The 24281-nt window shown below is 63.8% G+C and carries 19 protein-coding genes, 2 tRNA genes and 1 pseudogene; 16 read left to right on the top strand and 6 right to left on the bottom strand.

Going from position 1 to position 24281, the window contains the following annotated elements; genetic code table 11:
* The first annotated feature begins 132 nt into the window (after nt 1–132).
* The 5 genes from pncB to AAG813_RS10560 are packed head-to-tail and all read left to right on the top strand — an operon-like array spanning nt 133 to nt 6362.
* Complete coding sequence (gene pncB / locus AAG813_RS10580; protein ID WP_341914672.1) at nt 133–1320, top strand: nicotinate phosphoribosyltransferase; 1188 nt, start codon at nt 133–135, stop codon at nt 1318–1320.
* A 60-nt stretch (nt 1321–1380) separates the two neighbouring features.
* Entirely contained in the window at nt 1381–2790 is a 1410-nt protein-coding gene (locus AAG813_RS10575) for a sodium:proton antiporter (protein ID WP_341914670.1), read from the top strand.
* 28 nt (nt 2791–2818) lie between these two features.
* Complete coding sequence (locus tag AAG813_RS10570) at nt 2819–3805, top strand: D-glycerate dehydrogenase (RefSeq protein ID WP_341914668.1); 987 nt, start codon at nt 2819–2821, stop codon at nt 3803–3805.
* Between the two features lie 9 nt (nt 3806–3814).
* Entirely contained in the window at nt 3815–5161 is a 1347-nt protein-coding gene (rmuC, locus tag AAG813_RS10565; RefSeq protein ID WP_341914666.1) for a DNA recombination protein RmuC, read from the top strand.
* A 19-nt stretch (nt 5162–5180) separates the two neighbouring features.
* Complete coding sequence (locus AAG813_RS10560) at nt 5181–6362, top strand: MFS transporter (protein WP_341914664.1); 1182 nt, start codon at nt 5181–5183, stop codon at nt 6360–6362.
* Here the strand turns inward: AAG813_RS10560 and AAG813_RS10555 are convergent.
* Together AAG813_RS10555 and efp are read right to left on the bottom strand one after the other, a co-directional pair.
* Nucleotides 6340–7203, bottom strand: coding sequence for a TIGR00730 family Rossman fold protein (locus AAG813_RS10555; protein ID WP_341914662.1), 864 nt, complete (start codon nt 7201–7203; stop codon nt 6340–6342). The genes AAG813_RS10560 and AAG813_RS10555 overlap by 23 nt on opposite strands.
* 76 nt (nt 7204–7279) lie before the next feature.
* A complete protein-coding gene (efp, locus tag AAG813_RS10550) occupies nt 7280–7834 on the bottom strand; it encodes an elongation factor P (RefSeq protein ID WP_096667885.1) in 555 nt (184 codons plus the stop codon).
* A 252-nt stretch (nt 7835–8086) separates the two neighbouring features.
* On the opposite strand from efp, the gene AAG813_RS10545 reads away from it, so the two are divergent.
* Nucleotides 8087–9808 carry a phosphoethanolamine--lipid A transferase gene (locus AAG813_RS10545; protein ID WP_341914657.1) on the top strand — a complete coding sequence of 574 codons (1722 nt, stop codon included), beginning with the start codon at nt 8087–8089 and terminating at the stop codon, nt 9806–9808.
* Here AAG813_RS10545 and AAG813_RS10540 read toward each other — a convergent pair.
* From AAG813_RS10540 to earP, 3 genes are all read right to left on the bottom strand, one after another.
* The gene (locus AAG813_RS10540; protein WP_341914655.1) at nt 9783–11171 is read right to left on the bottom strand and encodes a HAMP domain-containing sensor histidine kinase; all 1389 of its coding nucleotides are present in this window, start codon (nt 11169–11171) and stop codon (nt 9783–9785) included. The two genes, AAG813_RS10545 and AAG813_RS10540, sit on opposite strands and share 26 nt — an antisense overlap.
* A 109-nt stretch (nt 11172–11280) precedes the next feature.
* Entirely contained in the window at nt 11281–11940 is a 660-nt protein-coding gene (locus AAG813_RS10535) for a response regulator (protein ID WP_341914654.1), read from the bottom strand.
* Nucleotides 11937–13061 (bottom strand): elongation factor P maturation arginine rhamnosyltransferase EarP, encoded by a 1125-nt coding sequence (gene earP / locus AAG813_RS10530; protein ID WP_341914652.1) that lies wholly within the window; start codon nt 13059–13061, stop codon nt 11937–11939. Before earP ends, AAG813_RS10535 begins: the two co-directional genes overlap by 4 nt.
* Nucleotides 13062–13155: 94 nt before the next feature.
* On the opposite strand from earP, the gene uvrC reads away from it, so the two are divergent.
* The 3 genes from uvrC to AAG813_RS10515 all read left to right on the top strand — a co-directional run bounded on the left by uvrC (nt 13156) and on the right by AAG813_RS10515 (nt 16709).
* Complete coding sequence (uvrC, locus tag AAG813_RS10525; RefSeq protein ID WP_341914649.1) at nt 13156–15096, top strand: excinuclease ABC subunit UvrC; 1941 nt, start codon at nt 13156–13158, stop codon at nt 15094–15096.
* 141 nt (nt 15097–15237) lie between these two features.
* Nucleotides 15238–15804 (top strand): CDP-diacylglycerol--glycerol-3-phosphate 3-phosphatidyltransferase, encoded by a 567-nt coding sequence (gene pgsA / locus AAG813_RS10520; RefSeq protein ID WP_300539616.1) that lies wholly within the window; start codon nt 15238–15240, stop codon nt 15802–15804.
* Complete coding sequence (locus tag AAG813_RS10515) at nt 15801–16709, top strand: DMT family transporter (RefSeq protein WP_341914646.1); 909 nt, start codon at nt 15801–15803, stop codon at nt 16707–16709. The genes pgsA and AAG813_RS10515 overlap by 4 nt, the downstream gene beginning before the upstream one ends.
* Here AAG813_RS10515 and AAG813_RS10510 read toward each other — a convergent pair.
* Nucleotides 16636–17675 (bottom strand): annotated as a pseudogene (locus AAG813_RS10510) (LysR family transcriptional regulator). The gene AAG813_RS10515 and the pseudogene AAG813_RS10510 overlap by 74 nt on opposite strands.
* A gap of 74 nt (nt 17676–17749) precedes the next feature.
* Between AAG813_RS10510 and AAG813_RS10505 the strand changes: the two are divergent.
* From AAG813_RS10505 to AAG813_RS10475, 7 genes are all read left to right on the top strand, one after another.
* The gene (locus AAG813_RS10505) at nt 17750–18628 is read left to right on the top strand and encodes an alpha/beta hydrolase (protein ID WP_341914644.1); all 879 of its coding nucleotides are present in this window, start codon (nt 17750–17752) and stop codon (nt 18626–18628) included.
* 26 nt (nt 18629–18654) lie between these two features.
* Nucleotides 18655–19755 carry a tartrate dehydrogenase gene (locus tag AAG813_RS10500; RefSeq protein ID WP_341914642.1) on the top strand — a complete coding sequence of 367 codons (1101 nt, stop codon included), beginning with the start codon at nt 18655–18657 and terminating at the stop codon, nt 19753–19755.
* A 266-nt stretch (nt 19756–20021) separates the two neighbouring features.
* Complete coding sequence (locus AAG813_RS10495) at nt 20022–20294, top strand: HU family DNA-binding protein (RefSeq protein WP_026779519.1); 273 nt, start codon at nt 20022–20024, stop codon at nt 20292–20294.
* Nucleotides 20295–20319: 25 nt separating this feature from the next.
* A tRNA-Val gene (locus AAG813_RS10490) sits at nt 20320–20395 on the top strand.
* Nucleotides 20396–20492: 97 nt separating this feature from the next.
* The gene (locus tag AAG813_RS10485; RefSeq protein WP_341914638.1) at nt 20493–22403 is read left to right on the top strand and encodes a SurA N-terminal domain-containing protein; all 1911 of its coding nucleotides are present in this window, start codon (nt 20493–20495) and stop codon (nt 22401–22403) included.
* A 54-nt stretch (nt 22404–22457) separates the two neighbouring features.
* Nucleotides 22458–22533, top strand: a tRNA-His gene (locus AAG813_RS10480).
* A gap of 146 nt (nt 22534–22679) precedes the next feature.
* Complete coding sequence (locus AAG813_RS10475) at nt 22680–24155, top strand: hypothetical protein (protein ID WP_341914635.1); 1476 nt, start codon at nt 22680–22682, stop codon at nt 24153–24155.
* Nucleotides 24156–24281: the final 126 nt, after the last annotated feature.

Raw genomic sequence — 24281 nt, 5'->3', positions numbered from 1 at the left:
TTCAGTTTTTTGGGATGAAGTGCAAGGCGCGCGGCGCGGAGGATACCGGAATGCACTTGGGTGCATGAGGATTCCGAGCACCGCGCAACGAAGCAATTCGCCCAAAAAATGGATTTATGGAGGTGCCCGACCATGATCATCACCAGCCTGCTGGACACCGATCTGTACAAGTTCACGATGATGCAGGTGGTGCTGCACCAGTTTCCCGGTGCCCAGGTCGAATACCGCTTCAAGTGCCGAAACGCCGGCGCACCCGGCGTGAGCGACCTGGCGCCTTATGTCAGTGAAATCCGGGAAGAAATCCGCGCCTTGTGCAGCCTGCATTTCCAGGATGCCGAACTGGCCTATCTGCGCGGCATGCGGTTCATCAAAAGTGATTTTGTCGATTTCCTCGGGCTGTTTCACCTCAACGAGAAATACGTCAGCGTCAAGGCCTTGCCCTCTGGCGAAATCGAGGTTGTGATCGAAGGGCCGTGGCTGCACACCATCCTGTTCGAGATCCCGGTGCTGGCCATCATCAACGAGGTCTATTTCCGCAACACGCAAAAACTGGCCGATGTGATGGAAGGGCGCAAGCGGCTCGACGCCAAGATCGGGCTGTTGAAGGGCGAAGGCCTGGCCACCCTGAAAATTGCCGACTACGGTACGCGTCGCCGCTTTGGCCAGGCCTGGCACGAAGAAGTGCTGCGTACCCTGATTGCACGCCTGGGCGCCGGTACTGCCGGCCAGTTTGCCGGCACCAGCAACGTGCTGTTTGCGATGAAGCTGGGCCTGACGCCGCTGGGCACCATGGCGCACGAGTACCTCCAGGCCTGCCAGGCGTTGGGGCCACGTCTGCGCGACAGCCAGGTGTTCGGCTTCGAGTCCTGGGCCAAGGAGTACCGCGGCGACCTCGGCATTGCGCTCAGCGATGTGTACGGCATGAGCGCCTTCCTGCGCGACTTCGACCTCTATTTCTGCAAGCTGTTCGACGGCGCGCGCCACGACAGCGGCGACCCGTTCGCCTGGGGCGAGCGCCTGATCGAGCACTACCGCAAGAACCGGGTCGACCCCCGCACCAAGACCCTGATTTTCAGCGATGCCCTGACGGTTCCGCGCACCATCGAGCTGTACCAGCAGTTCCGGGACCGTTGCCAGCTCGCCTTCGGCATAGGCACCAACCTGACCAACGACCTCGGCTACGAACCCCTGCAGATCGTCATCAAGATGGTGCGCTGCAACGGCCAGCCGGTGGCCAAACTCTCCGATACGCCGTCGAAAAACATGTGCGATGACGAAAAATACCTGGCTTACCTGCGGCAGGTTTTTGACATTGCATGAAATGGACCCCAGGCGGCCAGACGCAGCCGCCCGGCCTCACCTAAAACAACAGGAGACTTCATGAAAAAACTGCGCTGGATCGGGCTCGCGGCCTTGTTGTCCTTTTTGCCTGGCTGGGCCCTGGCGGCCGACTTTGACGGCAGCCAGCTGTCGCCGCTCTGGGGCATTCCGTTTGCAGGCCTGCTGCTGTCGATCGCCGTGATGCCGCTGCTGCTTCCCTCGTTCTGGCACCACCATTTCGGCAAGGTGTCGGCGGCCTGGACGCTGGCGTTTTTCCTGCCGTTTGCCGTGCTGTTTGGCCCGGCGCTGGCCGGCACCAGCCTCGTGCATGCGCTGGTCGCCGAATACATTCCCTTCATCATTCTGCTGACGGCGCTGTTCACGGTGGCCGGCGGCATTTTCATACGCGGCAACCTGCATGGCAGCCCCGGCCTCAACGCCGCCCTGCTGCTGATCGGCGCCGTGCTGGCCAGTTTCATGGGCACCACCGGCGCTTCCATGCTGATGATCCGGCCGCTGATCCGCGCCAACGACAACCGCAAACACGCCGCCCACATCGTCGTGTTTTTCATCTTCATCGTCTCCAACGCCGGCGGCTCGCTGACGCCGCTGGGCGATCCGCCGCTGTTCCTCGGCTTCCTCAAAGGCGTCGACTTCTTCTGGACGGTCAAGCACATCTTCCCGGAGACCCTGTTTTTGATCGGCAGCCTGCTGGTGATCTTTTACCTGCTCGACAGCTGGTACTACCGCCGGGAGGGCGTGCAGCCGATGGACCCGACACCCGATACCGGTCGCCTCGGTTTCGACGGCGCCTTCAATTTTGCGTTGCTGGCCGGCATCGCCGGTCTGGTGCTGCTCAGCGGTTTCTGGAAGTCGACGGTGATGTTCGATGTTTTCGGCACTGAGGTCGGCCTGCCGGGCCTGGTGCGTGATGCGGGCCTGATTGCCATCACCTTGCTGTCACTGAAAATGACGGCCGACAAGGTGCACGAGGACAACCAGTTTTCCTGGGGGCCCATGGCCGAGGTCGCCAAGCTGTTTGCCGGCATTTTCCTGACCATCATCCCGGTCATTGCCATGCTCAAGGCTGGCACCGCTGGGCCTTTCGGCGCGGTGGTGTCGGCCGTCACCCGGCCCGACGGCCAGCCTGACCCCGCCATGTATTTCTGGGCCACCGGCGCACTGAGTTCCTTTCTCGACAATGCGCCGACCTACCTGGTGTTTTTCAACACGGCAGGCGGCGACCCCGCCACCCTGATGACCACACTGGCACCGACGCTGGCCGCCATTTCGGCCGGCGCGGTGTTCATGGGCGCCAACACCTACATTGGCAATGCGCCCAACCTGATGGTCAAGGCCATTGCCGAAGACCGTGGCGTCAAGATGCCGAGTTTCTTTGGCTACATGGCCTGGTCGGGCGCGGTGCTGATTCCGCTGTTCATCGTCATGACCTTCATCTGGTTCCGGTAAATTCTTTTCAACGCATCGAAGAAACCCCATGAGCAAACCCAACATCCTCGTCGCCCGCGCCATCTTTCCTGAAGTCATCGCACATCTGCAGCAGCACTTCGAGGTGCATGCCAACCAGGCCGACGAAACCTGGTCGAAAGCCCAACTGATCGACAAGCTGCGCGGCATGGACGGTGCCTTCACCACCGGTGGCGACCGCATCGACGCCGAGGTCCTGGCCGCCTGCCCGACACTGAAGATCTGTGCCAACATGGCCGTGGGTTACAACAACTTCGACATCGATGCCATGACGGCGGCCGGCGTGCTGGCCACCAACGCGCCCGACGTGCTGACCGAAACCACCGCCGACTTCGGGTTTGCGCTGTTGATGGCCACGGCCCGGCGCATCACCGAAAGCGAACATTACCTGCGTGCCGGCAAATGGAGCAAGTGGAGCTACGACATGTTTGCCGGCTCCGACATCCACGGCAGCACGCTGGGCGTGCTGGGCATGGGCCGCATCGGGCAGGGCATTGCCAAGCGCGGCGCGCACGGCTTCGGCATGAAGGTGATCTACCACAACCGCTCGCGGCTGGACGCTGCGCTGGAAGCCGAGTGCAAGGCGGCTTACGTGAGCAAGGACGAACTGCTCCGCACCGCTGACCATGTGGTGTTGGTGTTGCCGTATTCACCGGCCTCGCACCACACGATAGGTGCTGCCGAGCTGGCGCTGATGAAACCCACCGCGACCCTGGTCAATATTGCGCGCGGAGGAATTGTGGACGACGCAGCGCTGGCGGCTGCGCTGCGTGACAGGCGCATTGCGGCCGCGGGCCTTGATGTGTTTGAAGGCGAGCCCCAGGTCCATCCCGACCTGTTGACGGTGCCCAACGTCGTGCTGACGCCCCATATTGCCAGTGCCACGGTGCCCACGCGCATGGCCATGGCCATGCTGGCGGCTGACAACCTGATCGGATTCTTCAAGGAAAAAAGGCCGTTGACGCCCCTGAATCCTGCGGTTCTTGCTACTAAATAAATAGCACTGATGAACCCCTTGCAAGCCTGGCTGATCTTCGCAGCGCTGCTGCTGGTCCTGCTCCTGCTGGTCTGGCTGCTGCTGCGCAAGCCGGCCGACAGTGGCCGTGAAGAGCTGCTTGCCGGCCTGGCCGCCGGGAACGACAAGCTCGAGCGTGAGCTGCGGCGGGAGATCGGCGACAGCGCGCGCGCCAGCCGGCAGGAGCTGGCGACCAGTTTTGCCACCTTCCAGCAAACCCTGGTGCAGCAAAGCGCCGAGGCCATCCGCACGCAGAATGCGCAGATCGACGCGTTTTCCCAGCAATTGACGCTGCTGCAGAAAACCCTGTCCGACACGCTGACCACGCAGCTGCAGTCCGTCAGCGAATCGAATGCGCGGCGCATGGGGGAAATCCGGGAGACGCTGGAAAAACAGCTTGCGCAGTTGCAGCAGACCAACTCGGCCAAGCTCGACGAGATGCGCCAAACGGTGGACGAAAAACTCCAGACCACGCTGGAAACTCGTCTGGGTGAAAGTTTCAAACAGGTGGCTGACCGGCTCGAGCAGGTGCACAAGGGCCTGGGCGAAATGCAGACGCTGGCGCAGGGCGTGGGTGACCTCAAGCATCTGCTCACCAATGTCAAGGCGCGCGGCATTTTTGGCGAGGCGCAGCTCTCGGCGCTGCTGGAGCAGGTGTTCACCGTGGATCAGTACGCGGCGCAGGTCATCACGCGCCGCGGCGGCAAGAACCCGGTGGACTTTGCGATCCGGCTGCCTGGCCGCTCGGACAATGGCGATCCAGTCTGGCTACCGATCGACGCGAAGTTTCCCAACGAAGACTACGAGCGGCTGCTCGATGCGCAGCAGCGCGCCGATGTGCTCGGCGCCGAAGTGGCGGGCAAGGCGCTGGAAGTGCGCATCCGCATGGAAGCCAAATCGATCTCGGAAAAATACATCGAGCCGCCTTATACGACGGATTTCGCCATCCTGTTTCTGCCGACCGAGGGCCTGTATGCGGAAGTGCTGCGCCGGCCCGGCCTGATGGAGGTGCTGCAGCGCGAGCACCGCGTCACGCTGGCCGGCCCGACCACCTTGCTGGCGATGCTGAACTCGCTGCAGATGGGCTTTCGGACCCTGGCGCTGGAAAAACGATCGAGTGAAGTCTGGCAGGTGCTGGGCGCCGTCAAGACAGAATTCGGCAAGTTCGGCGACGTGCTGGCCAAGGTCAAGTCGCAGACCGAAACCGTGCTCAACACGCTGAGCAGCGCCGAACAACGCAGCCGCGTCATGGGCAAGGCCCTGCGCAACGTCGAGGCCTTGCCTGAACTTGACTCGGCCCGGCTGATCCCGATGGACAAGGACCCGGACGAGGGTTGAGCGGCACCCTGGTGACCGCATGACACCTGAACTTGCCCGCCTGATCCTGGCCCAGATCTGCCTGCACGCCTGCATGGCCGGCACCCGCATGGCTGCGCCCTTGCTGGCGCTGCGCGAGGGTTACAGCCCGGCCGCGGTCGGCGTGTTGCTGGCCTTGTTTGCCCTGACCCAGGTGTTTCTGGCACTGCCCGCAGGACGTTTTGCCGACCGGCACGGCCTGCGCCGGCCCATGGGGTACAGCGTTGTGGCCGCCGTGCTGGGCGCCGGGGTGGCCGTGGCTTTTCCGGTGTTTCCGGTGCTCTGCCTGGTGGCGCTGCTCACCGGCGGGGCAACCGGTGCCGCCGTGATTTCCCTGCAGCGCCACGTCGGCCGTGCCGCGACGGGGGGCTTGCAGTTGCGGCAGGTGTTCAGCTGGCTGTCGATCGGTCCGGCGATTTCCAATTTTGTCGGACCGTTCTCGGCGGGGCTCTTGATCGACCATGCGGGCGCCGTGCCCAACAGCCTGTCAGGCTACCGTGCGGCTTTTTTCCTGATGGCGGTGCTGCCGCTGGCCAGCTGGTTTCTGGTGCGCAAGACGCGCGAGCTGCCGCCCGTGATTGCCGCGCACGGCACCAAGCAGGGCAGCGCCTGGGACCTGCTGCGCGACGCCACCTTCCGCCGCCTGATGCTGGTGAACTGGTTTCTCTCTTCCTGCTGGGACGTGCATACCTTTGTCGTGCCGGTGCTGGGCTTTGAACGAGGCATCAGCGCCTCGGTGATCGGTTCCATCCTGGGCGCCTTTGCCGTCGCCGCCGCCGCCATCCGGATGGTGATGCCGCTGGTGGCTGCGCACCTGAGTGAGTGGCGGGTGCTGGCGGTCGCCATGCTGGTGACCGCGGTGCTGTTCGGTGTCTACCCCTTCATGCAGACGGCGCTGGGCATGGGCCTGTGCTCGGTGGTGCTGGGTCTGGCGCTCGGCACGGTGCAGCCCATGATCATGAGCATGCTGCACCAGATCACGCCAGAGGCCAGGCACGGCGAAGCGCTGGGCCTGCGCCTCATGGCGATCAATGCGTCCAGCGTGGTCATGCCCATGCTGTTCGGCACCTTGGGCGCGGTCATCGGCATCGCCGGCGTGTTCTGGGCCACCGGTGCGGTGGTGGGCGCGGGCAGCCGTGTCGCCTGGCTGCTGCGGCCGGCTACAGCTGGTAAAAGGTCCTGATCGCGTCCCAGGCTACCTGCGGGTCGTCGACGTACTGGAAGAGCTTGAGGTCGTCGGGTGAAATCGCGCCTTCGTCGATCATCACGTCGAAGTTGATCAGGCGTTGCCAGTACTCCGAGCCGAACAGGATGATGGGCACCGGTTTGGCTTTGCGCGTCTGCACCAGCGTGATGACCTCGAACAGCTCGTCGAGCGTGCCAAACCCGCCGGGAAACGCCACCAGCGCCTTGGCGCGCATCATGAAATGCATCTTGCGCAGCGCGAAGTAGTGGAACTTGAAGTTCAGCGAGGGCGTCACGTAGGGGTTGGAGTTCTGTTCGTGCGGCAGCGCGATGTTCAGGCCCACCGTCGGCACGCCCATTTCCTGCGCGCCGCGGTTGGCCGCTTCCATGATGCCGGGACCGCCCCCGGTGCAGATGAACAGCTGTTCTTCGGGGGTGCGGGTCTTGCTGTGGGCACCGACCAGGCGTGAGAACAACCGGGCCTGGTCGTAGTAGGCCGCGTTGCGCACCTGGCGCTCGGCCAGTGCCAGGGCCTGCGCATCACCGGACTCTTTGGCGAGTTTCAGTGCCTGCTCGGCCTGTTCAGGCGCCGGGAAACGCGCGCTGCCAAACACCACGATGGTGTTCTCGATGCCCTGGGCCTGCTGCTCCATGTCGGGCTTGAGCATCTCCAGCTGGAACCGGATGCCGCGGGTCTCGCGCCGCAGCAGGAACTCGGGATCGGCGAAGGCCAGCCGGTAGGCATTGGCCTCCAGCGGGATGCCCCGGTCGGAGTGGGCCTGCAGTTCCGCCCATGCGTCTGCAAGTCGGCTGGCGGATAAGTCGTCGGTTTGTTCCATACGTCGCTCTGAAAGGTTTCGGGATGCAAAAAGGCTCCGTCAGGAGCCTTTTTTCCAGGATGCCGGGAAGGGCGGGTCAGACGCGTTTGCGGTATTCGCCGGTACGCGTGTCGATTTCAACCACGTCGCCTTGCGCCACAAAAATGGGCACGCCGATTTCAAAGCCGGTGGCCAGCTTGGCCGGCTTGAGCACCTTGCCGGAGGTGTCGCCCTTGACGGCAGGCTCTGTCCAGGTGATCTCGCGGTTGACGCTGGTAGGCAGTTCGACCGAGATGGCCTTGCCGTCGTAAAACACAACTTCGAGTTCCATGCCGTCCTGCAGGTAGTTCAGCGAGTCGCCCATGTTCTCGGCTTCGACTTCGTACTGGTTGTAGTCGGCGTCCATGCAGATGTACATCGGGTCGGCGAAGTAGGAGTAGGTGCAGTCCTTCTTGTCGAGGATGACCTGGTCGATCTTGTCGTCGGCCTTGAACACCTGCTCGGTGTTGAAGTTGGCAATCAGGCTTTTGAGCTTCATGCGCACGGTGGCCGAGTTGCGGCCGCCGCGGCTGTATTCGGTCTTCAGAACCACCATCGGGTCCTTGCCGTGCATGATGACATTGCCAGCGCGTATTTCTTGAGCGATTTTCATAACAGTTTCTAGTAGTGAGTTGGCCGCTAAATGCGTCTGGGATGATGCGGGTCCGCGGCGGGGAGGGTGGCATCGCCCAAACCTGGTGCAATGCAAAGCCCTGTATTTTAACGTTTTTTTCGGTGAACCTCCAGAATCGCCAGCCCTCCCGGCGGGGCGTGCTTAAGGGTGGTTTAAGTGTCCCGGCGACAGACTCCGGGCTTCCCTGACTCCAGGGTGGCCCTCCCGGGTCACTCCTTCCGCGCCGCGATGATGACTGTTTCCGCCCCCCGCGTCCTGACGCCGCCCACCGCATCGCCTTCGAAACCGTGGTTTCACCGACCCGCCCTGCAGGTCGAAACCCTGGTGCTGATCTGCGTCGGTTTTCTGCTGCTTAGCGGCAATGGTCCGTTCTGGCGCGCCGCGCTCGCCGGCCGCGGCTGGGAGCTGGCTGCCACCTGGGGTTTTGCGGCCGCCCTGTTTGCCGCCTTTTCGGCGTTCTACTTCGCCTTCCTGGCGCTGCTGGCGACACGCCTGACCGCCAAACCCCTGTTGAGCCTGCTGGTGCTGTGCACGGCTTTCGCCGCCTGGTACATGGACCATTACGCCATTTACATGGACCGCGCGATGCTGCGCAATGTGCTGGCCACCAATGTCAACGAAGCCCGCGAACTGCTGGTCTGGGGCATGGTGCCGCGCGTGTTGCTGTTCGGTGCGCTGCCGGCGGCGCTGGTCTGGTGGCCGCAATTGAAGCGGCGCAGCCTGGGCCGCGCGCTGGCCGTCCGCCTGGCCTGGATCGCGGCCGCGCTGGCGGTGGGCGCGGCCAGCCTGCTGCTGGTGTTTGCCGACTTCGCCTCGCTGATGCGCAACCACAAAGAGGTGCGTTATCTGCTGACCCCGGGCAATGTGGTGGCCGCCCTGGCCGGCAATGCGCTGGGCGGCGTGCAGCGGCCGTCGCAGCCCAGGCTGCCGGTCGGCGAGGACGCCCGGCTGGGCGCCAGCTGGAGCGGCCGGACCCGGCCGGTGATGTTCGTTTTGATCGTCGGCGAAACGGCGCGCGCGCAGAATTTTGCGTTCAACGGCTACGCGCGCCCGACCAACCCGCTGCTGGCCCGGCAGGACGTGATCAATTTTCCGCATGCCACCGCCTGCGGCACCTCGACCGAGGTTTCGTTGCCCTGCATGTTTTCACCTTACGGCCGCATTCACTATGACGAGGAGAAGATCCGCGGCCATGAATCGGTGTTGCATGTGCTGGCCCGGGCCGGCTTCAAGGTGCTCTGGCGCGACAACCAGTCGGGCTGCAAGGGTGTTTGTGACGGGCTGCCTGCCGAGCAGCTCGATGACGCCAGGGTGGACGCGCTCTGCGCCGAAGGCCATTGCCTGGACGAGGTGCTGCTGCAGGGCATGGAAGGCGTCGCGCGCGATACCCAGGGCAACCTGCTGGTCGTCATGCACCAGCTCGGCAGCCACGGGCCGGCCTATTTCAAGCGTTACCCGGCGGTGTTCAGGCAGTTTGCGCCGGCCTGCCAGAACGAGGACCTGAGCGCCTGCACGGCTGCGGAAATTGTCAATGCCTATGACAACTCGCTGCTTTACACCGACTTTTTTGTGTCGAAGGTGATCGATTTCCTCGCGGCTGCGCAGCAGCAGTACGACACCGCCATGGTGTATGTGTCGGACCACGGCGAATCGTTGGGCGAGGGCGGCCTGTACCTGCACGGCATGCCTTACCCGATCGCGCCCGAGGTCCAGAAACGTGTGCCGCTGGTGATGTGGCTGTCACCGGGGTTTCGCCGCAGCTTCAATATCGACCAGGAGTGCCTGCGCACGAACGCGGGCGCCGAGGTTGGCCACGACAACCTGTTTCACTCGCTGCTGGGCGTGCTTGATGTCCAGACCCGCGCCTATGACAAGTCGCTGGACCTGTTTGCACCCTGTCGCCCGGCGCCGGTACCGGTGATGGCCCTCAGCGCGCTGGAAAACGCACACTGACCCGCAAGCCGGTGCCGCCGGGCGCTTCGTCCAGCGTGATGTCGGCGCCGTGTCGCTCGGCCACCGCCCTTGCTATCGCCAGCCCGAGGCCGCTGCCATGCGGCGCCTGGCCATCGGCACTGACGTTGCTTCCCCTGTAGAAGCGGTCGAAGACCCGTTCCCGCTCCGCGGCGCTGATGCCGGGGCCGCTGTCGGTCACGCTCAGGCTGGGCCGACCGTTTTCGACCTGTGCGGCCACGTCGATGCGTCCGCCCGGGGGCGTGTGGCGCAGCGCGTTGTCCACCAGATTGTTCAGCAGGATGGCCAGCTGCTGCACGTCCGCGTGGACGGTGGGTGTGCCTTCGGTCACAGCGCCCAGGTCGATTTTTTTGTCGTCGGCACGCGCGCTGAAGCGGCCCACGGTGGCCCGGGCCAGTTCTGCCAGGTCCACCGGCTCGCGGCGCAAGGCCGGCGTCTCGGGCGCCAGCCGCGACAGCTGCAGCAACTGCTCGACCAGATGCTGGGCCCGGTCGATGCCGGCGCGCAGCTGCACCAGTGCCACCTCGCGCTGGGTCTCATCGCCGGCGCGCTCGAGCAACTGCAGCTGCAGTCGCAGCGCCGTGATCGGCGTGCGCAGTTCGTGGGCTGCGTCGGCCAGGAACAGCCTTTGCAGCGACAGTGCGCTGCCCAGCCGTGCCATCAGGTCATTGATCGCCCCGATCAGCAGGTGCAATTCCGGCGGGTGGGCCGACAGCGCGATGGGGTGCAGGGCTTCGACGCTGCGCGTCGTGACCTCGCTGGCTGCCAGCGCCAGCGGCGACAGGCCGCGCCGCAGCGCCAGCGTCAGCAGGATGGCCAGCAGGGCCAGCATCAGCAGCGCCGGCAGGATCAGTTTGGTGGTGGTCTCCCGTGCCAAGGCCTCGCGTTCGCTGTCGCGCTGGGCGGCCTGGACAATGCCGTCGTCGAGCACGATGGTGTAGAGATGCCATTTCTCCCGGCCGATGCTGACCACACTCAACCCGCTGCGCGAGAGGAAGGGCAGGGCCGCCGTGGGATCGGACGCGTGCAGCAAGGTGCCGCTGCGTGTCCAGGCCGCGGTGGCGAACTCGAATTTCCCGTACTCCTCATAGACCCGGGGCAACTGCCCGGCCAGGCTCGGGCTGCGCGCCATGCCGTAGGTGCCATGGTGGTTGGCCACCGCCAGCGCGACCTGCTTGAGGTTGTCCTCGAACACTTCTCCCATCTCGTGGGTCAATGTCCAGTAGGCACTGCCGACCAGCAAGCTGGCGCCCACCACCAGCGCACCCATGGCCCAGACCAGGACGCGGCGCTGGATGGATTGAACCGGTCGGGTCATCGCGGAGTTCTTCGCCGCGTCGCTCATGGGGCCACCTCTCCGCGAACGCAGGCATGCATGCTTGAGGGGATCGGTGGCCTGGCCCCATTCGCCTTGGCATCGATCCCCGGCAGGCCGGGGCCCCTCGCTGCGTAGCTCATGGTGCCACCACCTTGTACCCGACACCGCGCACATTGCGGATGGTGTCGGCGCCGAGTTTGCGGCGCAGCTTGTGCAGGTAGACCTCGACCGCGTTGCTGCCGATTTCCTCGGCCCAGCCGTAGATGGAGTCTTCCAGCTGGGCCCGCGAGAGCACGGCGCCGGGGCGCTGCATCAGGGTCTCCAGCAGCGCGAATTCACGGGCGGACAGGTTCACGTTTTCACCTTTCAGGCTGACTTGTTTGCGGACAGGGTCGAGGACCAGCTCGCCGCATTGAAGCAGCGGCGAGCCGCCGCCGGCATGGCGGCGCAGCAACGCGCGCACGCGGGCGATCAGTTCGTCCAGGTCGAAGGGCTTGAGCACATAGTCGTCGGCGCCCGCATTGAGCCCGGCGATGCGGTCGGACACGGCGTCGCGCGCCGTCACGATCAGCACCGGCACGGCATTGCCGCGCGTCCGCAGACCTTTCAGCACCGCCATGCCATCCTGGCCCGGCAGGCCGAGGTCCAGCACGGCCAGGTCGTACACCCCGTTGGCCAGCGCGCGCTCGGCGGCGTGGCCCTCCATGACCCAGTCCACACTGAACCCGGCATCGGTCAGGCCCTGGCGCATGGCCCGGCCGATCATGGTGTCGTCTTCCACCAGCAGCAGCCTCATGACGCGGATTCCTGTTTTTGCGCCACAAAGTCCAGCAGCTGGGTGACCAGGTCGGGTTGCTGCTGCAGGCGTTGACGCGCTGCACGGGCGCAGCCGGACCACAGCGGCAGATCGGGGGCTGGCAATTCACCCTGCAGGCCGTTCCACACATCATGAAAATGCCGCAGCGAGGGCGGCGCCTGCAGCATGTCGAGAAAAGCGTGCAGCTTGGCCTGGTGGGCCTGGTCGGCCTGCGGGTAAATCTGCCAGACAAAGGCCTGGCCGGCCCAGAGCGCGCGCACCACCGAATCTTCACCGCGCACGAAGTTCAGGTCGCAGGCCCAGAGCAGGTGGTCGAAATCGTCCTGGCGCAGCCAGGGCAGGTATGAAATTGATAGCGGATCGCGCCCGTCCCTGTTGGGCTGCGGCCACTTTTTCTCATGAACCGCGGCCTGGACGGCGGCGCTGGCGCGGCCGGCGGTCACGAGCAGGCGCACCGGCGCGGCGGCGCTGCCCATCTGCACCAGCTGGTCCAGAAGCTGCGTCAGGACAGGGGGCTCGTAACAGAACAGCGACACCAGCGTTTCGCCGTTCCAGTCGATGCCGCGCCCGGCCAGCCAGGCCCGGCGGTCGAACGCCGCCTGGCGCGCCGCCAGCGTGGACTCGCGCAACAGCCCGCCGGTGGCGGCGCTGAAACCGGGGTAGAAAAACCACTTGGTCCAGCCGGCGGCCGGGCCGCGCAGCACTGGCGAGGGTAGGGCATGGCAACGCTCCACATAAGGCTCGGCGGACAGGTATTCGAGGTTGATCCATACGGGTTTTTGGCCTGTAGCCCTTTCCCTGTCTGCGCAAGCAGCTACGAATTCAGGAGCAATGTCGCAGCCGAAAGCCTCCACCAGCACCTCGCAGGGCGCGGCCTCCAGGCGCAGGATGTTCATGCCCAGCGGTTCCAGCCAGGGCAGGACGGTGACGCCCTCGCAGCCTTCGGGCGCCATCCAGTGCAGGGCGGACGCGTCATCCACCCACAGCCGCACGCGCTGGCCGCGCGCCGCCAGTTCGGCGCTTAGCCGCCAGCAGACGCCGATGTCGCCGTGGTTGTCGATGACCCTGCAAAAAATGTCCCATTGCGGGCGATGATTCATGTCCGGATTGTCCACAATACGGAAGCTGCCAGCCAGAAATGCCGATACTTCGTCCGGAGGGCGGCCCCGCCGGCCCAACGCGCACCCCATCACCATGACCCCATCGCACGAATTTGATCCCCAGCTGCTCAGTGAAGTGGCGGCACTGCCGGCCATGCCCGGCGTCTACCGCTACTTCGATGCGGAGGGGGCGGTGCTGTACGTCGGCAAGGCGCGCGACCTGAAGAAACGGGTCTCCACTTACTTCCAGAAAAACCACGGCGGCACGCGCATCGGCCACATGGTGACCAAGATTGCGCGCATGGAAACCACCGTGGTGCGCTCCGAGGCGGAGGCGCTGCTGCTGGAAAACAACCTGATCAAGACGCTGAACCCGAAGTTCAACATCCTGTTCCGGGACGACAAGAGCTACCCCTACCTCAAGCTCGCGTCGCACACCTTTCCGCGCGTCGCCTACTACCGCGGCGCGGTCGAAAAAAAGCACAGCTACTTCGGGCCCTACCCGAGTGCGTGGGCGGTCAAGGAAACCATCCTGCTGCTGCAGAAGGTCTTCAAGCTGCGCACCTGCGAGGACACGGTGTTCAACAACCGCACGCGGCCCTGCCTGCTGTACCAGATCAAGCGCTGCTCCGCGCCCTGCGTCGGCCATGTGACGCCCGAACAGTACGCGCTGGACGTGGCCAACGCCGAACGTTTCCTGCAGGGCCAGGCTGGCGAGATCCTGACCGAGCTGGAAAAGCAGATGCGCAGCCGCGCCGAAAAGCTGGAGTTCGAGCAGGCGGCCGAACTGCGCAACCAGATCTCGGCGCTGTCCAAGGTGCTGCACCAGCAGTCCATGGAAACCGGCGGCGACAAGGACGTGGACATTCTGGCGGTCAAGGTGCACGGCGGCAAGGCCTGCGTGAACCTGGCCATGGTGCGCGGCGGCCGGCACCTGGGCGACCGGCCGTATTTCCCGACGCATGTCGAGCACGCGGCCGACCTGGCCGGGCTCGATGAAGACAGTGTCGAAGGCGCTGAAGCCGGCGAGGGCGGTGAAGACGCCCGGGTCGCCGTGCCCGGCAAGACCAAAAAACTCGAGGCCCTGGTGCTGGAGGCTTTCATCGCCCAGCACTATGTGGGCGTGCCGGTGCCGCCGGTGCTGGTGTGCAGCGAACCGGTGGACAAGGAGCTGATTGCCGCGCTGGTCATGCAAAGCGGCAACAAGGTCCTGGCCGTCCATCAGCCGCGCGAGCAGCGCCGCATCTGGCTGGAAATGGCGCAGACCAATGCCGAGCTGCAGTTGGCCCGGCTGCTGGCCGAGCAGGGCTCGCAGCAGGCGCGCACCCGCGCGCTGGCCGAGGCGCTGGACCTGCCACTGGACAAGCTCGACACGCTGCGCATCGAATGTTTCGACATCTCGCACACGGCCGGCGAATCGACCCAGGCCTCCTGTGTGGTGTTTCATGGCCACAAGATGCAAAGTGCCGAATACCGCCGCTACAACATCGAGGGCATCACGCCGGGCGATGACTACGCCGCCATGCGCCAGGTGCTGATGCGCCGCTACAGCAAACTCGCGGAAGCGGCGCGCAACAACACCGCGCGCCTGCCCGACCTGGTGCTGATCGACGGCGGCAAGGGCCAGGTGTCGATGGCGCGCGAGGTGTTTGAGGAGCTTGGCCTGGACCTCGGCCTGATCGCTGGCGTCGAAAAAGGCGAGGGCCGCAAGGTCGGCCTGGAAGAACTGGTGTTCGCCGACGGCCGCGAGAAGGTCTACCTGGGTCGCGACTCGGCGGCCCTGATGCTGATTGCACAGATTCGCGACGAAGCGCACCGTTTTGCCATTACCGGCATGCGCGCCAAACGCGCCAAGGTGCGCGTCGGCGCCAGCCGCCTCGAAGACATCGCCGGCATCGGCCCGAAAAAACGCGCCAACCTGCTGCAGCGTTTCGGCGGCATCCGCGGCGTGAGTTCGGCCAGTGCCGAGGACATTGCCACGGTGGAAGGCATTTCCCGCGAGCTCGCCGAAGAAATCTACCGCGCGCTGCATTAGGAACAAGTTTCAGGGCCGGGTCGTGGTCCCAGACGTATTTGCGCCACGAAGCGGTTGGAAAGTGGCTTCAAAGCAGGGGTATTTGAGCGGCGCTGCCGGCCCGCACGTTCGGCCCGGCCCTGCGCATGTCAAAATCAGGCCATGTTTCTGACCATACCCACCGTGATGACCTGGACGCGCATTGTGGCGATTCCGCTGATCGTGGGCATTTTCTACCTCGACATGACACCGGCCAGCCGCAACCTGATTGCGACCGTCATGTTCGTGGTGTTCGCGGCTACCGACTGGCTCGACGGTTTCCTGGCACGCAAGCTGAACCAGACTTCTTCTTTCGGCGCCTTTCTCGATCCGGTGGCCGACAAGTTTCTGGTCTGTGCTTCGCTGCTGGTGCTGGTGCATCTGCAGCGCGCCGATGTGTTCGTGGCGCTCATCATCATCGGGCGCGAGATCGCCATTTCCGCCCTGCGCGAGTGGATGGCGCTGATAGGCGCGACCAAAAGCGTGGCGGTGCACATGCTGGGCAAGATCAAGACCACGGTGCAGATGATCGCGATTCCCTTCCTGCTGTTTGACGGCATCCTGTTCGGCGTCATCAACACCAACGTCTGGGGTACCTGGCTGATCTGGCTGTCCGCCATCCTGACGGTCTGGTCCATGGCCTACTACCTGAAAAAAGCCATTCCCGAAATCCGCGCGCGCGCCAAATGAGTTCGCCCGGCTCGAACAGCGCCCTGATCCGGGCCATGCCGGCCGTGTTTGTGCTGATCTGGAGCACCGGCTTCATCGTTGCCAAATACGGCCTGCCTTATGCGCCGCCGCTGACCTTTCTGGCGATTCGTTACGTGTTGTCGCTGGCCTGCTTCCTGGTCTGGATCGCCATTGCACGGCTGGCCTGGCCCGGCAGCCGCGCGCAGTGGCTGCATCTCGGTGTTACCGGCATCCTGATTCACGCGGGTTACCTCGGCGGTGTCTGGTCGGCCGTCAAGGGCGGCATGGGGTCGGGCCTGTCGGCACTGATCGTCGGCCTGCAGCCGGTGTTGACGGCGGTCTGGGTCTCGCGCATGGGCGACGCCAGCCAGAGCAGCAACCGAGTCAGCGCCCGCCAGTGGCTGGGCCTGGTGCTCGGGCTGGCCGGCCTGCTGCTGGTGGTGTCGCGCAAGTTCGGTGCTGGCAACGAGGCCACCACCTACACGCTGGCTTGCGCTGTGTTTGCGCTGCTCAGCATCACCATCGGCACGCTGTACCAGAAGCGTTTTGTCCAGGCGGCCGATGTGCGCAGCGCCAACGCCATTCAGCTCGGCGCGGCGTTGCTGGTGACGCTGCCTTTCGCCTGGTTCGAGGCCGAGCCGGTGCGGCTGACGCCAGAGTTCATGGGTGCGCTGGCCTGGTCGGTGCTCGCGCTCACGCTGGGCGGCAGCTCGCTGCTCTACATGCTGATCCAGCGCGGCGCGGCCACGGCCGTGACCAGCCTGCTGTACCTGGTGCCGCCCACCACCGCGCTGATGGCCTGGTTGCTGTTTGGCGAGTCCATCACCGTGGTCACGGTGCTGGGGACCGCGCTGACAGCGCTCGGGGTCTGGCTGGTGGTGCGTAACGGGAGCCGGGCCGCCTGAGGCTCGGCGGGATCAGGCGGGCAGGCGCCAGGGTTCGTGCCTGAATTTCTCCGCCAGGCAGTCAATCAGCAGCCGCACCCGCTTCGGTGTCTGGGGCCGAAACGGCGCCAGCCACTGGATGTCGGCATCCAGCATCGCGTACTGCGGTAACAGCCGCACCAGCTTGCCCGAGTCGAGCTGGGCCTGCACGTCCCACAGGCTGCGCAGCATCACGCCGCGACCCTGCAAACACCAGTCGCGCACCAACTCGCCCGAGTTGGACGACAGGCTGCCCTGCACACGGACCCGCTGATCGGCGGGGGCGTCGGCTGCAGTGCCGGATTTTCTGCGCGGGCCGCGCACGGCCTGCAGGTGCCAGGTGTCGAACTGGCGATCGTTCTCGCGCGCGATCAGGCAGTTGTGCTGCGCCAGTTCCGCCGGTGTGGCGGGTTGGCCGTGCTGGCGGACATAGGCCGGGGCGGCCACCACCACCCGCTGGTTGCTCGCCAGCTTGCGTGCCGTCCACTCGCTCGCGCGTTGCGGCCGGGGTGACCAGAGCCAGACGGCACCGTCAAAACCCTCCGCGGCCAGGTCGGGCAGTTGTTCATAAAGCTGCAGCTGGATCTGGATGGCCGGGTGCCTGGCCTGGAATTCAGCCAGCACCGGCCCCAGCCAGAGGCGGCCGAAGCCGAAGGTCGCCGCCAGGCGGATCAGGCCCGAAGCTTCCGACTTGCGTTCCTGCAGGGATTGCTCCAGCGCATCGAACTGGTCCAGCATCAGGCGCGCACGTGCGCAGAGCAACTCGCCTTCGACGGTGGGGGCCACCCGTCGGGTGGTCCGCTGAAACAGCAGCAGGCCCAGCTCAGCCTCCAGCTGGGCCAGCCGCTTGGTCACGGCGGAAGGCGCCATCTGCAGCGCCTCGGCGGTGGCCACAAGGCTGCCATGCTGCTCAATCGCGACCACCAGGGCCAGGTCGGCACGTTCCATAATTTCCATTTTGAGAATAATCAATTATGAGATTATTTCTTGATTCAAGGGGGTCTGGCAATCACAATCGCTGCATGTTTGAAGCATTCGAGACTTTTGATGTCAGCCGTGGAGCCGTCGCCCTGCACGGCCGCAAGGGCGGGCAGGGCGCGCCGCTGCTGCTGCTGCATGGCCACCCGCAGACCCACGTGATGTGGCACGCGGTGGCCCCCTCGCTCGCAAACCACTTCACCGTGGTCATGATGGACCTGCGCGGTTATGGCGATTCCGGCCGGCCGGCTGCGGACCCCGGGCACCTGGCTTATTCGAAGCGTGAAATGGCATTGGACGCGCTGGCGGTGATGCAGCACCACGGCTTCGACACTTTCCAGGTGCTGGCCCACGACCGCGGGGCGCGCGTGGCGCACCGGCTGGCCGCCGATCACCCCGCGGCGGTGCAGCGCCTGATGCTGCTCGACATTGCGCCCACGCTGGCCATGTACGAGAACACCTCGGAGGCGTTTGCGCGTGCCTACTGGCACTGGTTCTTCCTGATCCAGCCGCCGCCGCTGCCCGAAGCCCTGATTGAATCCGGCCCGGTGCGTTACCTGCGCAGCGTGATGGGCAAGCGCCATGCCGGCCTGGCCGCCTTTGCGCCGGCCGCGCTGGCCGAGTATGAGCGCTGCATGCAGATTCCCGGCACGGCCGAGAGCATTTGCGCGGACTACCGCGCCTCAGCCACGGTGGATCTGGAGCACGACCGCGCCGATGTGGCCGCGGCAAAGCGGCTGACCCAGCCCCTGCAGGTTCTCTGGGGCGAGCATGGCGCGGTGGGCCAGTGTTTCGACGTGCTGCGCCTCTGGCGCGACCGCGCCGCTGACGTTTCGGGCCTGAGCCTGCCCAGCGGGCATTACATTGCGGAAGAGGCGCCGGAACTGCTGCTGGCGCAAGCCCTGAATTTTTTCAAACCCTGAACCCCTGAAACCCAAGGAAGACAAACATGAGCAAGACCACCGGAAAGAAAAAGATCGCCGTCATCGCCGGCGACGGCATTGGCAAGGAAGTGATGCCTGAAGGCATTCGCGTGATGGAGGCGGCGGCTGTCAAGTTCGGCATTGACCTGCAGTTTGATCATTTTGACTTTTCGAGCTGGGACTACTTCGAGAAACACGGCAAGATGCTGCCCGACGACTGGAAAGACCAGATCGGTGGACATGATGCGATTTATTTCGGCGCGGTCGGCTGGCCCGACAAGATTGCCGACCACGTGTCCCTGTGGGGATCGCTGCTGCTGTTCCGCCGCGAGTTCGACCAGTACATCAACCTGCGGCCGGCGCGCCTGATGCCCGGCATCATCGCTCCCGTCGTGCGGCGCGATGGCTCGGCCCGCGCACCCGGCGAAATCGATTTTTACATCGTGCGCGAAAACACCGAGGGCGAGTACTCGAGCATCGGCGGCAAGGCTTTTCCTGGAACGGACCGCGAATTCGTCTTGCAGGAGTCGGTATTCACGCGCATCGGGGTGGATCGCGTCCTCAAGTTTGCCTTTGAACTCGCGCAATCGCGGCCGAAGAAACACCTGACCAGCGCGACCAAGTCCAACGGCATTTCCATTTCCATGCCTTACTGGGATGAACGTGTGGTCGAAATGGCCAAGGGGTATCCGGACATCAGGCTCGACAAGTTCCACATCGACATCCTGACGGCGCATTTTGTCCAGCGTCCCGATTTCTTCGATGTGGTGGTTGCCAGCAATCTGTTCGGCGACATCCTGAGCGACCTCGGTCCGGCCTGCACCGGCACCATCGGCATCGCCCCCAGCGCCAACCTCAATCCCGAGCGGAAGTTTCCTTCGTTGTTCGAACCGGTGCACGGTTCGGCGCCGGACATTGCGGGCCGCGCGATTGCAAACCCGATCGGACAGATCTGGTGTGGTGCCATGATGCTGGAGTTCCTGGGGCACAAGGATGCGCATGATGCGGTGCTTGCCGCGATTGAAAAAGTCTTGGCTCCCAACAGTGGTGCACCGCGCACCCCCGACCTGGGGGGCACGGCCAGCACGTCCGATGTGGGCAAGGCCATTGCGGCGGCATTGGGTTGAGGCGCGCGGTTCAGTCTGTGACAGGAGGCCCTGAAATGCAGGGTGTGCTTACGATCAGGGCCTGAAAGCGTGAAAAATAAGGCTAGAATCCGCCACCGCACGTTGTAAAAATCTGATGTTGTATTGACACGATGGGAGTCCATGGCTCTAATTGGAATCAGCAGACGATCTGCACATGCCGCCTCCCGCTGCCATCTTTGTGACAGGTGTCCAGGGGAGATATCCAAGAGACAACCAGATTAACTTTCAACAACGAGGGGCTCCTTGTGAACAAGACTGAACTGATCGAGCACATTGCCAAGAACGCTGACATTTCCAAAGCTGCCGCCACGCGCGCGCTGGAGTCAACCATTGGTGCTGTCAAGTCAACCCTGAAAAAAGGAGGCTCCGTGTCTCTGGTGGGTTTTGGCACTTTTGCCGTAGGCAAACGTGCTGCCCGCACCGGCCGCAACCCGCGTACCGGCGATGCGATTAAAATCAAGGCAGCCAAGGTGCCCAAGTTCCGTCCCGGCAAAGCGCTCAAGGACGCTCTGAACTGATGGGCATGAAGTAAAAGTTGAGGTGGGGTGCTTAGCTCAGTTGGTAGAGCAGCGCCCTTACACGGCGTAGGTCGGCGGTTCGAGCCCGTCAGCACCCACCACCGACTGGACAAAAAGGCGAACAGATGTTCGCCTTTTTCATTGATGGCTTGACGCAAGTTTTAAATGGCCGATTGACAGCCGCACAGGAAATTCGAGATGTTTGATTTCATTCGCAAGCACACCAAGGTCACGATGGCATTGCTGTTTTTGCTGATTGTTCCGTCCTTCATATTGGTCGGCATGAACAACAACGGCCCCACCGGTGACGCCGGGGGCGTTGTTGCCGTCGTCGACGGCAAGGACATCACGCAGCCCGAATGGGATGTGGCGCACCAGAACGAGGTGAGCCGCCTCAGCGCGTCGATGCCGACGCTGGATGTCAAGCTGCTGGATTCGCCTGAAGCGCGTTACGGCACGCTGGAACGCCTGGTGCGCGACCGCGTGCTGGCAGCTGCTGCCGCGAAGAGCGGCCTGGTGGTTGCGGACCAGAAACTGCAGCGTCTGTATGCCGAAGACAAGGCGATTGCCGCCTTCCGGCTGCCGGACGGCAAGTTTGACCGCGCGGGCTTCATCGCGCAGACGGGCATGGCGCCGGAGCAGTACGAAGCGGGCCTGCGCGCCGACCTGGCCTCGCGCCAGGTCATGCTGGGTGTCTCCGGCACAGGCTTCGCGTCGAAGGCCGTGGCCGACGTGTCACTCAACGCCTTCTTCGAAAAGCGTGAGGCGCAGGTGGCACGTTTCAATACGGCCGACTATGCCGCCAGGGTCAACCCCAGCGATGCAGAGCTCGAGCAGTTCTACAAGGACAACCAGGCCCTGTTCCAGGCGCCCGAAGAAGCCAGCATTGAATACGTGGTGCTGGATCTGGATGCGGTGAAAAAAGGCATCACGGTCAACGAAGCCGACCTGAAGACCTATTTCGAGCAGAACGCGTCACAGCTCGCCGGCACTGAAGAACGCCGCGCCAGCCACATCCTGATCGAAGCGCCGGCCTCCGCACCCGCGGCTGACCGCGAAAAAGCCAAGGCGAAAGCCGAGCAGTTGCTCGCGGCCGCCAGGAAAGCGCCGGACTCGTTTGCCGAGCTGGCCCGCAAAAACTCACAGGACACCGGTTCTGCCGCAGCAGGCGGCGACCTGGACTTCTTTGCCCGCAATGCCATGGTCAAGCCTTTCGCCGACGCCGCGTTTGCAATGAAAAAGGGCGACATCAGCGACGTGGTGGAAACCGAATTCGGCTACCACATCATCAAGCTGACGGACATCAAGGTGCCCAAGCAGAAGACCTTTGACGAGATGAAGCCTGCACTGGAAGCGGAACTGCGGCAGCAGCAGGCGCAGAAGAAATTTGCCGAGACGGCAGAAACCTTCAGCAACGCGGTGTACGAACAGTCCGACACCCTGCGCCCGATCGCCGAGCGACTCAAACTCGAGGTCAAGACGGCCGCCAAGCTGACGCGTACCCCCGTGGCGGGCGCCACCGGCGTTCTGGCCAACCCGAAGTTCCTGGCGGCCCTGTTCTCGCCCGATTCGGTGGAGAAAAAGCGCAACACCGAAGCCCTGGAAGCAGGCCCCAGCCAGCTGGTGTCCGGCCGCATCACCCAGTACACCCCGGCCCGGACGCTGCCGTTGGCAGAGGTCAAGGACCGCGTTCGTGCACGGCTGCAACAGCAGCGCGGCGCCGAGCTGGCCCGCAAGGACGGCGCCGAAAAACTCGCGGCCTGGAAAGCTAACCCTGCAGCCGCCACTTTCCCGGCAGCAGTGGTGATCTCGCGCGACCAGACGCAGCAGTTGCCCGCGCCGGTGGTCAGCGTCGCGCTTAGCGCAGACGCGGGTACTGCACCCGCACTGGTCGGCGTGGACCTCGGTGCGCAGGGTTACGCGATTGTCCGGGTGACCAAGGTACTGCCGCGTCCAGCGCAGGCCGCCGATATTGCCAAGCAGGACCAAGCCCAGTACACCCAGTGGTGGACCTCCGCGGAAAGCCTGGCGTACTACAACATCCTGAAACAGCGTTTCAAGGCCGATATCAAGGTGGCCAAGCCGGCTGAACAGAAGGCGGGCGCATAAAGCAGCGGGCGCGGCGCCAAAGGCGCGCAGTTGCCGCTATAATGTGAGGCTCCGGTGGCTGTAGCTCAGTTGGTAGAGTCCAGGATTGTGATTCCTGTTGTCGTGGGTTCGAGCCCCATCAGCCACCCCAGTATCTTTTAAGATGGCCTTAAGTACTTGATACATAAGGCCCATCTGCAAAATCAACCACTTACAGACACCCGCCCGGACACAAAACCGGACAGTTCGCATGTTGTACCTGCGCAACTGCTCCGCCTTTTTGATGCGGGGGGCAAGATGCCTGGATGGACTGGTTACCACGTTAAGACCGATGGCCGCGCTTATTTCCGGCCTTACATCCCCAAAGAATTAAAAGCCATCCTCGGGCCGCTCCCGATGGTGAACCTGGGGGTGAAGGCTTCCCGCGCTGCTGAGCGTTTGGCCCTTTCGCACTACATCGCCCATGAGGCGCTCCTTGCGGATACCCGCCAGGAACTCCTAGAAGCCGCCAGGAGGCCCCGCAAGAAGCCCTTAGGGGACTACACGGGGGAAGACCTTCAGGGCTTCGCTACGCAGCTTGCACAGGGCTTCAATCGGGTCCAGCATGCCGCCATCAAAGCGGGCAACCCCCGCAGCGAGTTGGAATCCCTGCATGACCTCCTCACTCAGGTGGCGGGGGATGTTCTGTCCGCCTCTGGGTCGGAGGGTCTGGGCAACGTGACCGAGCTATTTCTCCACGCCGCCGCAATTCCTTACACCCGAGCCGAACCGAATTTCAGGGCTCTAGTGTTCGAGTTCGCCACCGCGCTGGATACTGAGTTTTCCAAGCCAGGAACCCGCCGCCTTTATGGCCGTGAGGCCGTAGCCCCGCCGCCGTTGCCTGAGGCCCCACAGAGCGCCGCAGCGCCCCCCGCGCAGTTAACCCTAGGAACGGTCGTGGAGCGCCACCTGAGGAAGGCGAACCAAAAGAAGAGCCAGTACACCCGAAAGGTGGTGCGCTGTCTCACGCTGTTCCGCGAAGTGATCGGGGCAGACACCCCGGTGACCGCCATCCGGCAGTTGCACGTTACGGACTTCCTTGGGGATATCTGCAAGCTGCCGAGCGATTGGGCGCGGCGTTTTGACAAGGGCACGGTCACCATTGCCGCGATGCTTGCGGAAGACACAGCAGAGGTGATTTCGCCATTGACCTACACGGACAACTATCGGGCACCCCTCAAGGCCTTCCTAAGGGACTCACGGCGGGACTATGGGGACGAGGGATTCCCGGTGCTCATCGTGGATGGCATCGAGTACAGCGGCGACCGTATGGCTGGCGAAGATAAGCAGCGGGCGCTGTCCGTGCCTGAGCTAAAAACCTTCTTTGAAGGCCCCAGGTTTGCGGCAATGGCGGTATCCCCCGAGCAAGAGTGCATGTACTGGTTTTCGACATTGCTGCTGTTCACTGGCGCAAGGCCCCGTGAGCTTTGCCAAACGAATCCCCAAGTGGACTTCGGGCAGGAGGAGGACCATTGGTATATCGACCTTGATTTGCATACGGCGGCGGGTAAGGGCATCGTAAAGACCATCAAGACGGGCGAGGAGCGGCGCATCCCTATACACCCAGAGTTGATCCGGCTAGGCTTCCCTGAGTACGTTCAGCGCCTCAAGGCCAGCGGTGCGGATCGACTGTTCCCCGCGTTCAGGGTCAAGAAGGGGAACCCCTTTGAAGCCGCTGGCGATGGCTTCACTGCGCTCCTGAAGGACATGGTGTTGATTTCCACTAAATCCTGACCCCGGTTTTCCATTTAATTTTGACCCCACCTTTGGTGGAGTAGCCGGGCTACTCGATTGTGGATAAGTCTAACGTCGACGGTATTGTTTCTCCTTTCGGCTGTGCCTTCTTGCCCCGTGGCTTGG

Origin of the sequence: Polaromonas sp. YR568 (assembly GCF_943371715.1) — a bacterium.
Taxonomy (GTDB): Bacteria; Pseudomonadota; Gammaproteobacteria; order Burkholderiales; family Burkholderiaceae_C; genus Polaromonas.
Note: the sequence above shows the minus strand (reverse complement) of the source record. Positions and strands in the feature narration are given on the sequence as shown.

Coding starts and splice junctions, on each gene's coding strand:
- pncB (WP_341914672.1), top strand. CDS start 133: ATGATCATCACCAGCCTGCTGGACACCGATCTGTACAAGTTCACGATG.
- AAG813_RS10575 (WP_341914670.1), top strand. CDS start 1,381: ATGAAAAAACTGCGCTGGATCGGGCTCGCGGCCTTGTTGTCCTTTTTG.
- AAG813_RS10570 (WP_341914668.1), top strand. CDS start 2,819: ATGAGCAAACCCAACATCCTCGTCGCCCGCGCCATCTTTCCTGAAGTC.
- rmuC (WP_341914666.1), top strand. CDS start 3,815: ATGAACCCCTTGCAAGCCTGGCTGATCTTCGCAGCGCTGCTGCTGGTC.
- AAG813_RS10560 (WP_341914664.1), top strand. CDS start 5,181: ATGACACCTGAACTTGCCCGCCTGATCCTGGCCCAGATCTGCCTGCAC.
- AAG813_RS10555 (WP_341914662.1), bottom strand. CDS start 7,203: ATGGAACAAACCGACGACTTATCCGCCAGCCGACTTGCAGACGCATGG.
- efp (WP_096667885.1), bottom strand. CDS start 7,834: ATGAAAATCGCTCAAGAAATACGCGCTGGCAATGTCATCATGCACGGC.
- AAG813_RS10545 (WP_341914657.1), top strand. CDS start 8,087: ATGACTGTTTCCGCCCCCCGCGTCCTGACGCCGCCCACCGCATCGCCT.
- AAG813_RS10540 (WP_341914655.1), bottom strand. CDS start 11,171: ATGAGCGACGCGGCGAAGAACTCCGCGATGACCCGACCGGTTCAATCC.
- AAG813_RS10535 (WP_341914654.1), bottom strand. CDS start 11,940: ATGAGGCTGCTGCTGGTGGAAGACGACACCATGATCGGCCGGGCCATG.
- earP (WP_341914652.1), bottom strand. CDS start 13,061: ATGAATCATCGCCCGCAATGGGACATTTTTTGCAGGGTCATCGACAAC.
- uvrC (WP_341914649.1), top strand. CDS start 13,156: ATGACCCCATCGCACGAATTTGATCCCCAGCTGCTCAGTGAAGTGGCG.
- pgsA (WP_300539616.1), top strand. CDS start 15,238: ATGTTTCTGACCATACCCACCGTGATGACCTGGACGCGCATTGTGGCG.
- AAG813_RS10515 (WP_341914646.1), top strand. CDS start 15,801: ATGAGTTCGCCCGGCTCGAACAGCGCCCTGATCCGGGCCATGCCGGCC.
- AAG813_RS10505 (WP_341914644.1), top strand. CDS start 17,750: ATGTTTGAAGCATTCGAGACTTTTGATGTCAGCCGTGGAGCCGTCGCC.
- AAG813_RS10500 (WP_341914642.1), top strand. CDS start 18,655: ATGAGCAAGACCACCGGAAAGAAAAAGATCGCCGTCATCGCCGGCGAC.
- AAG813_RS10485 (WP_341914638.1), top strand. CDS start 20,493: ATGTTTGATTTCATTCGCAAGCACACCAAGGTCACGATGGCATTGCTG.
- AAG813_RS10475 (WP_341914635.1), top strand. CDS start 22,680: ATGCCTGGATGGACTGGTTACCACGTTAAGACCGATGGCCGCGCTTAT.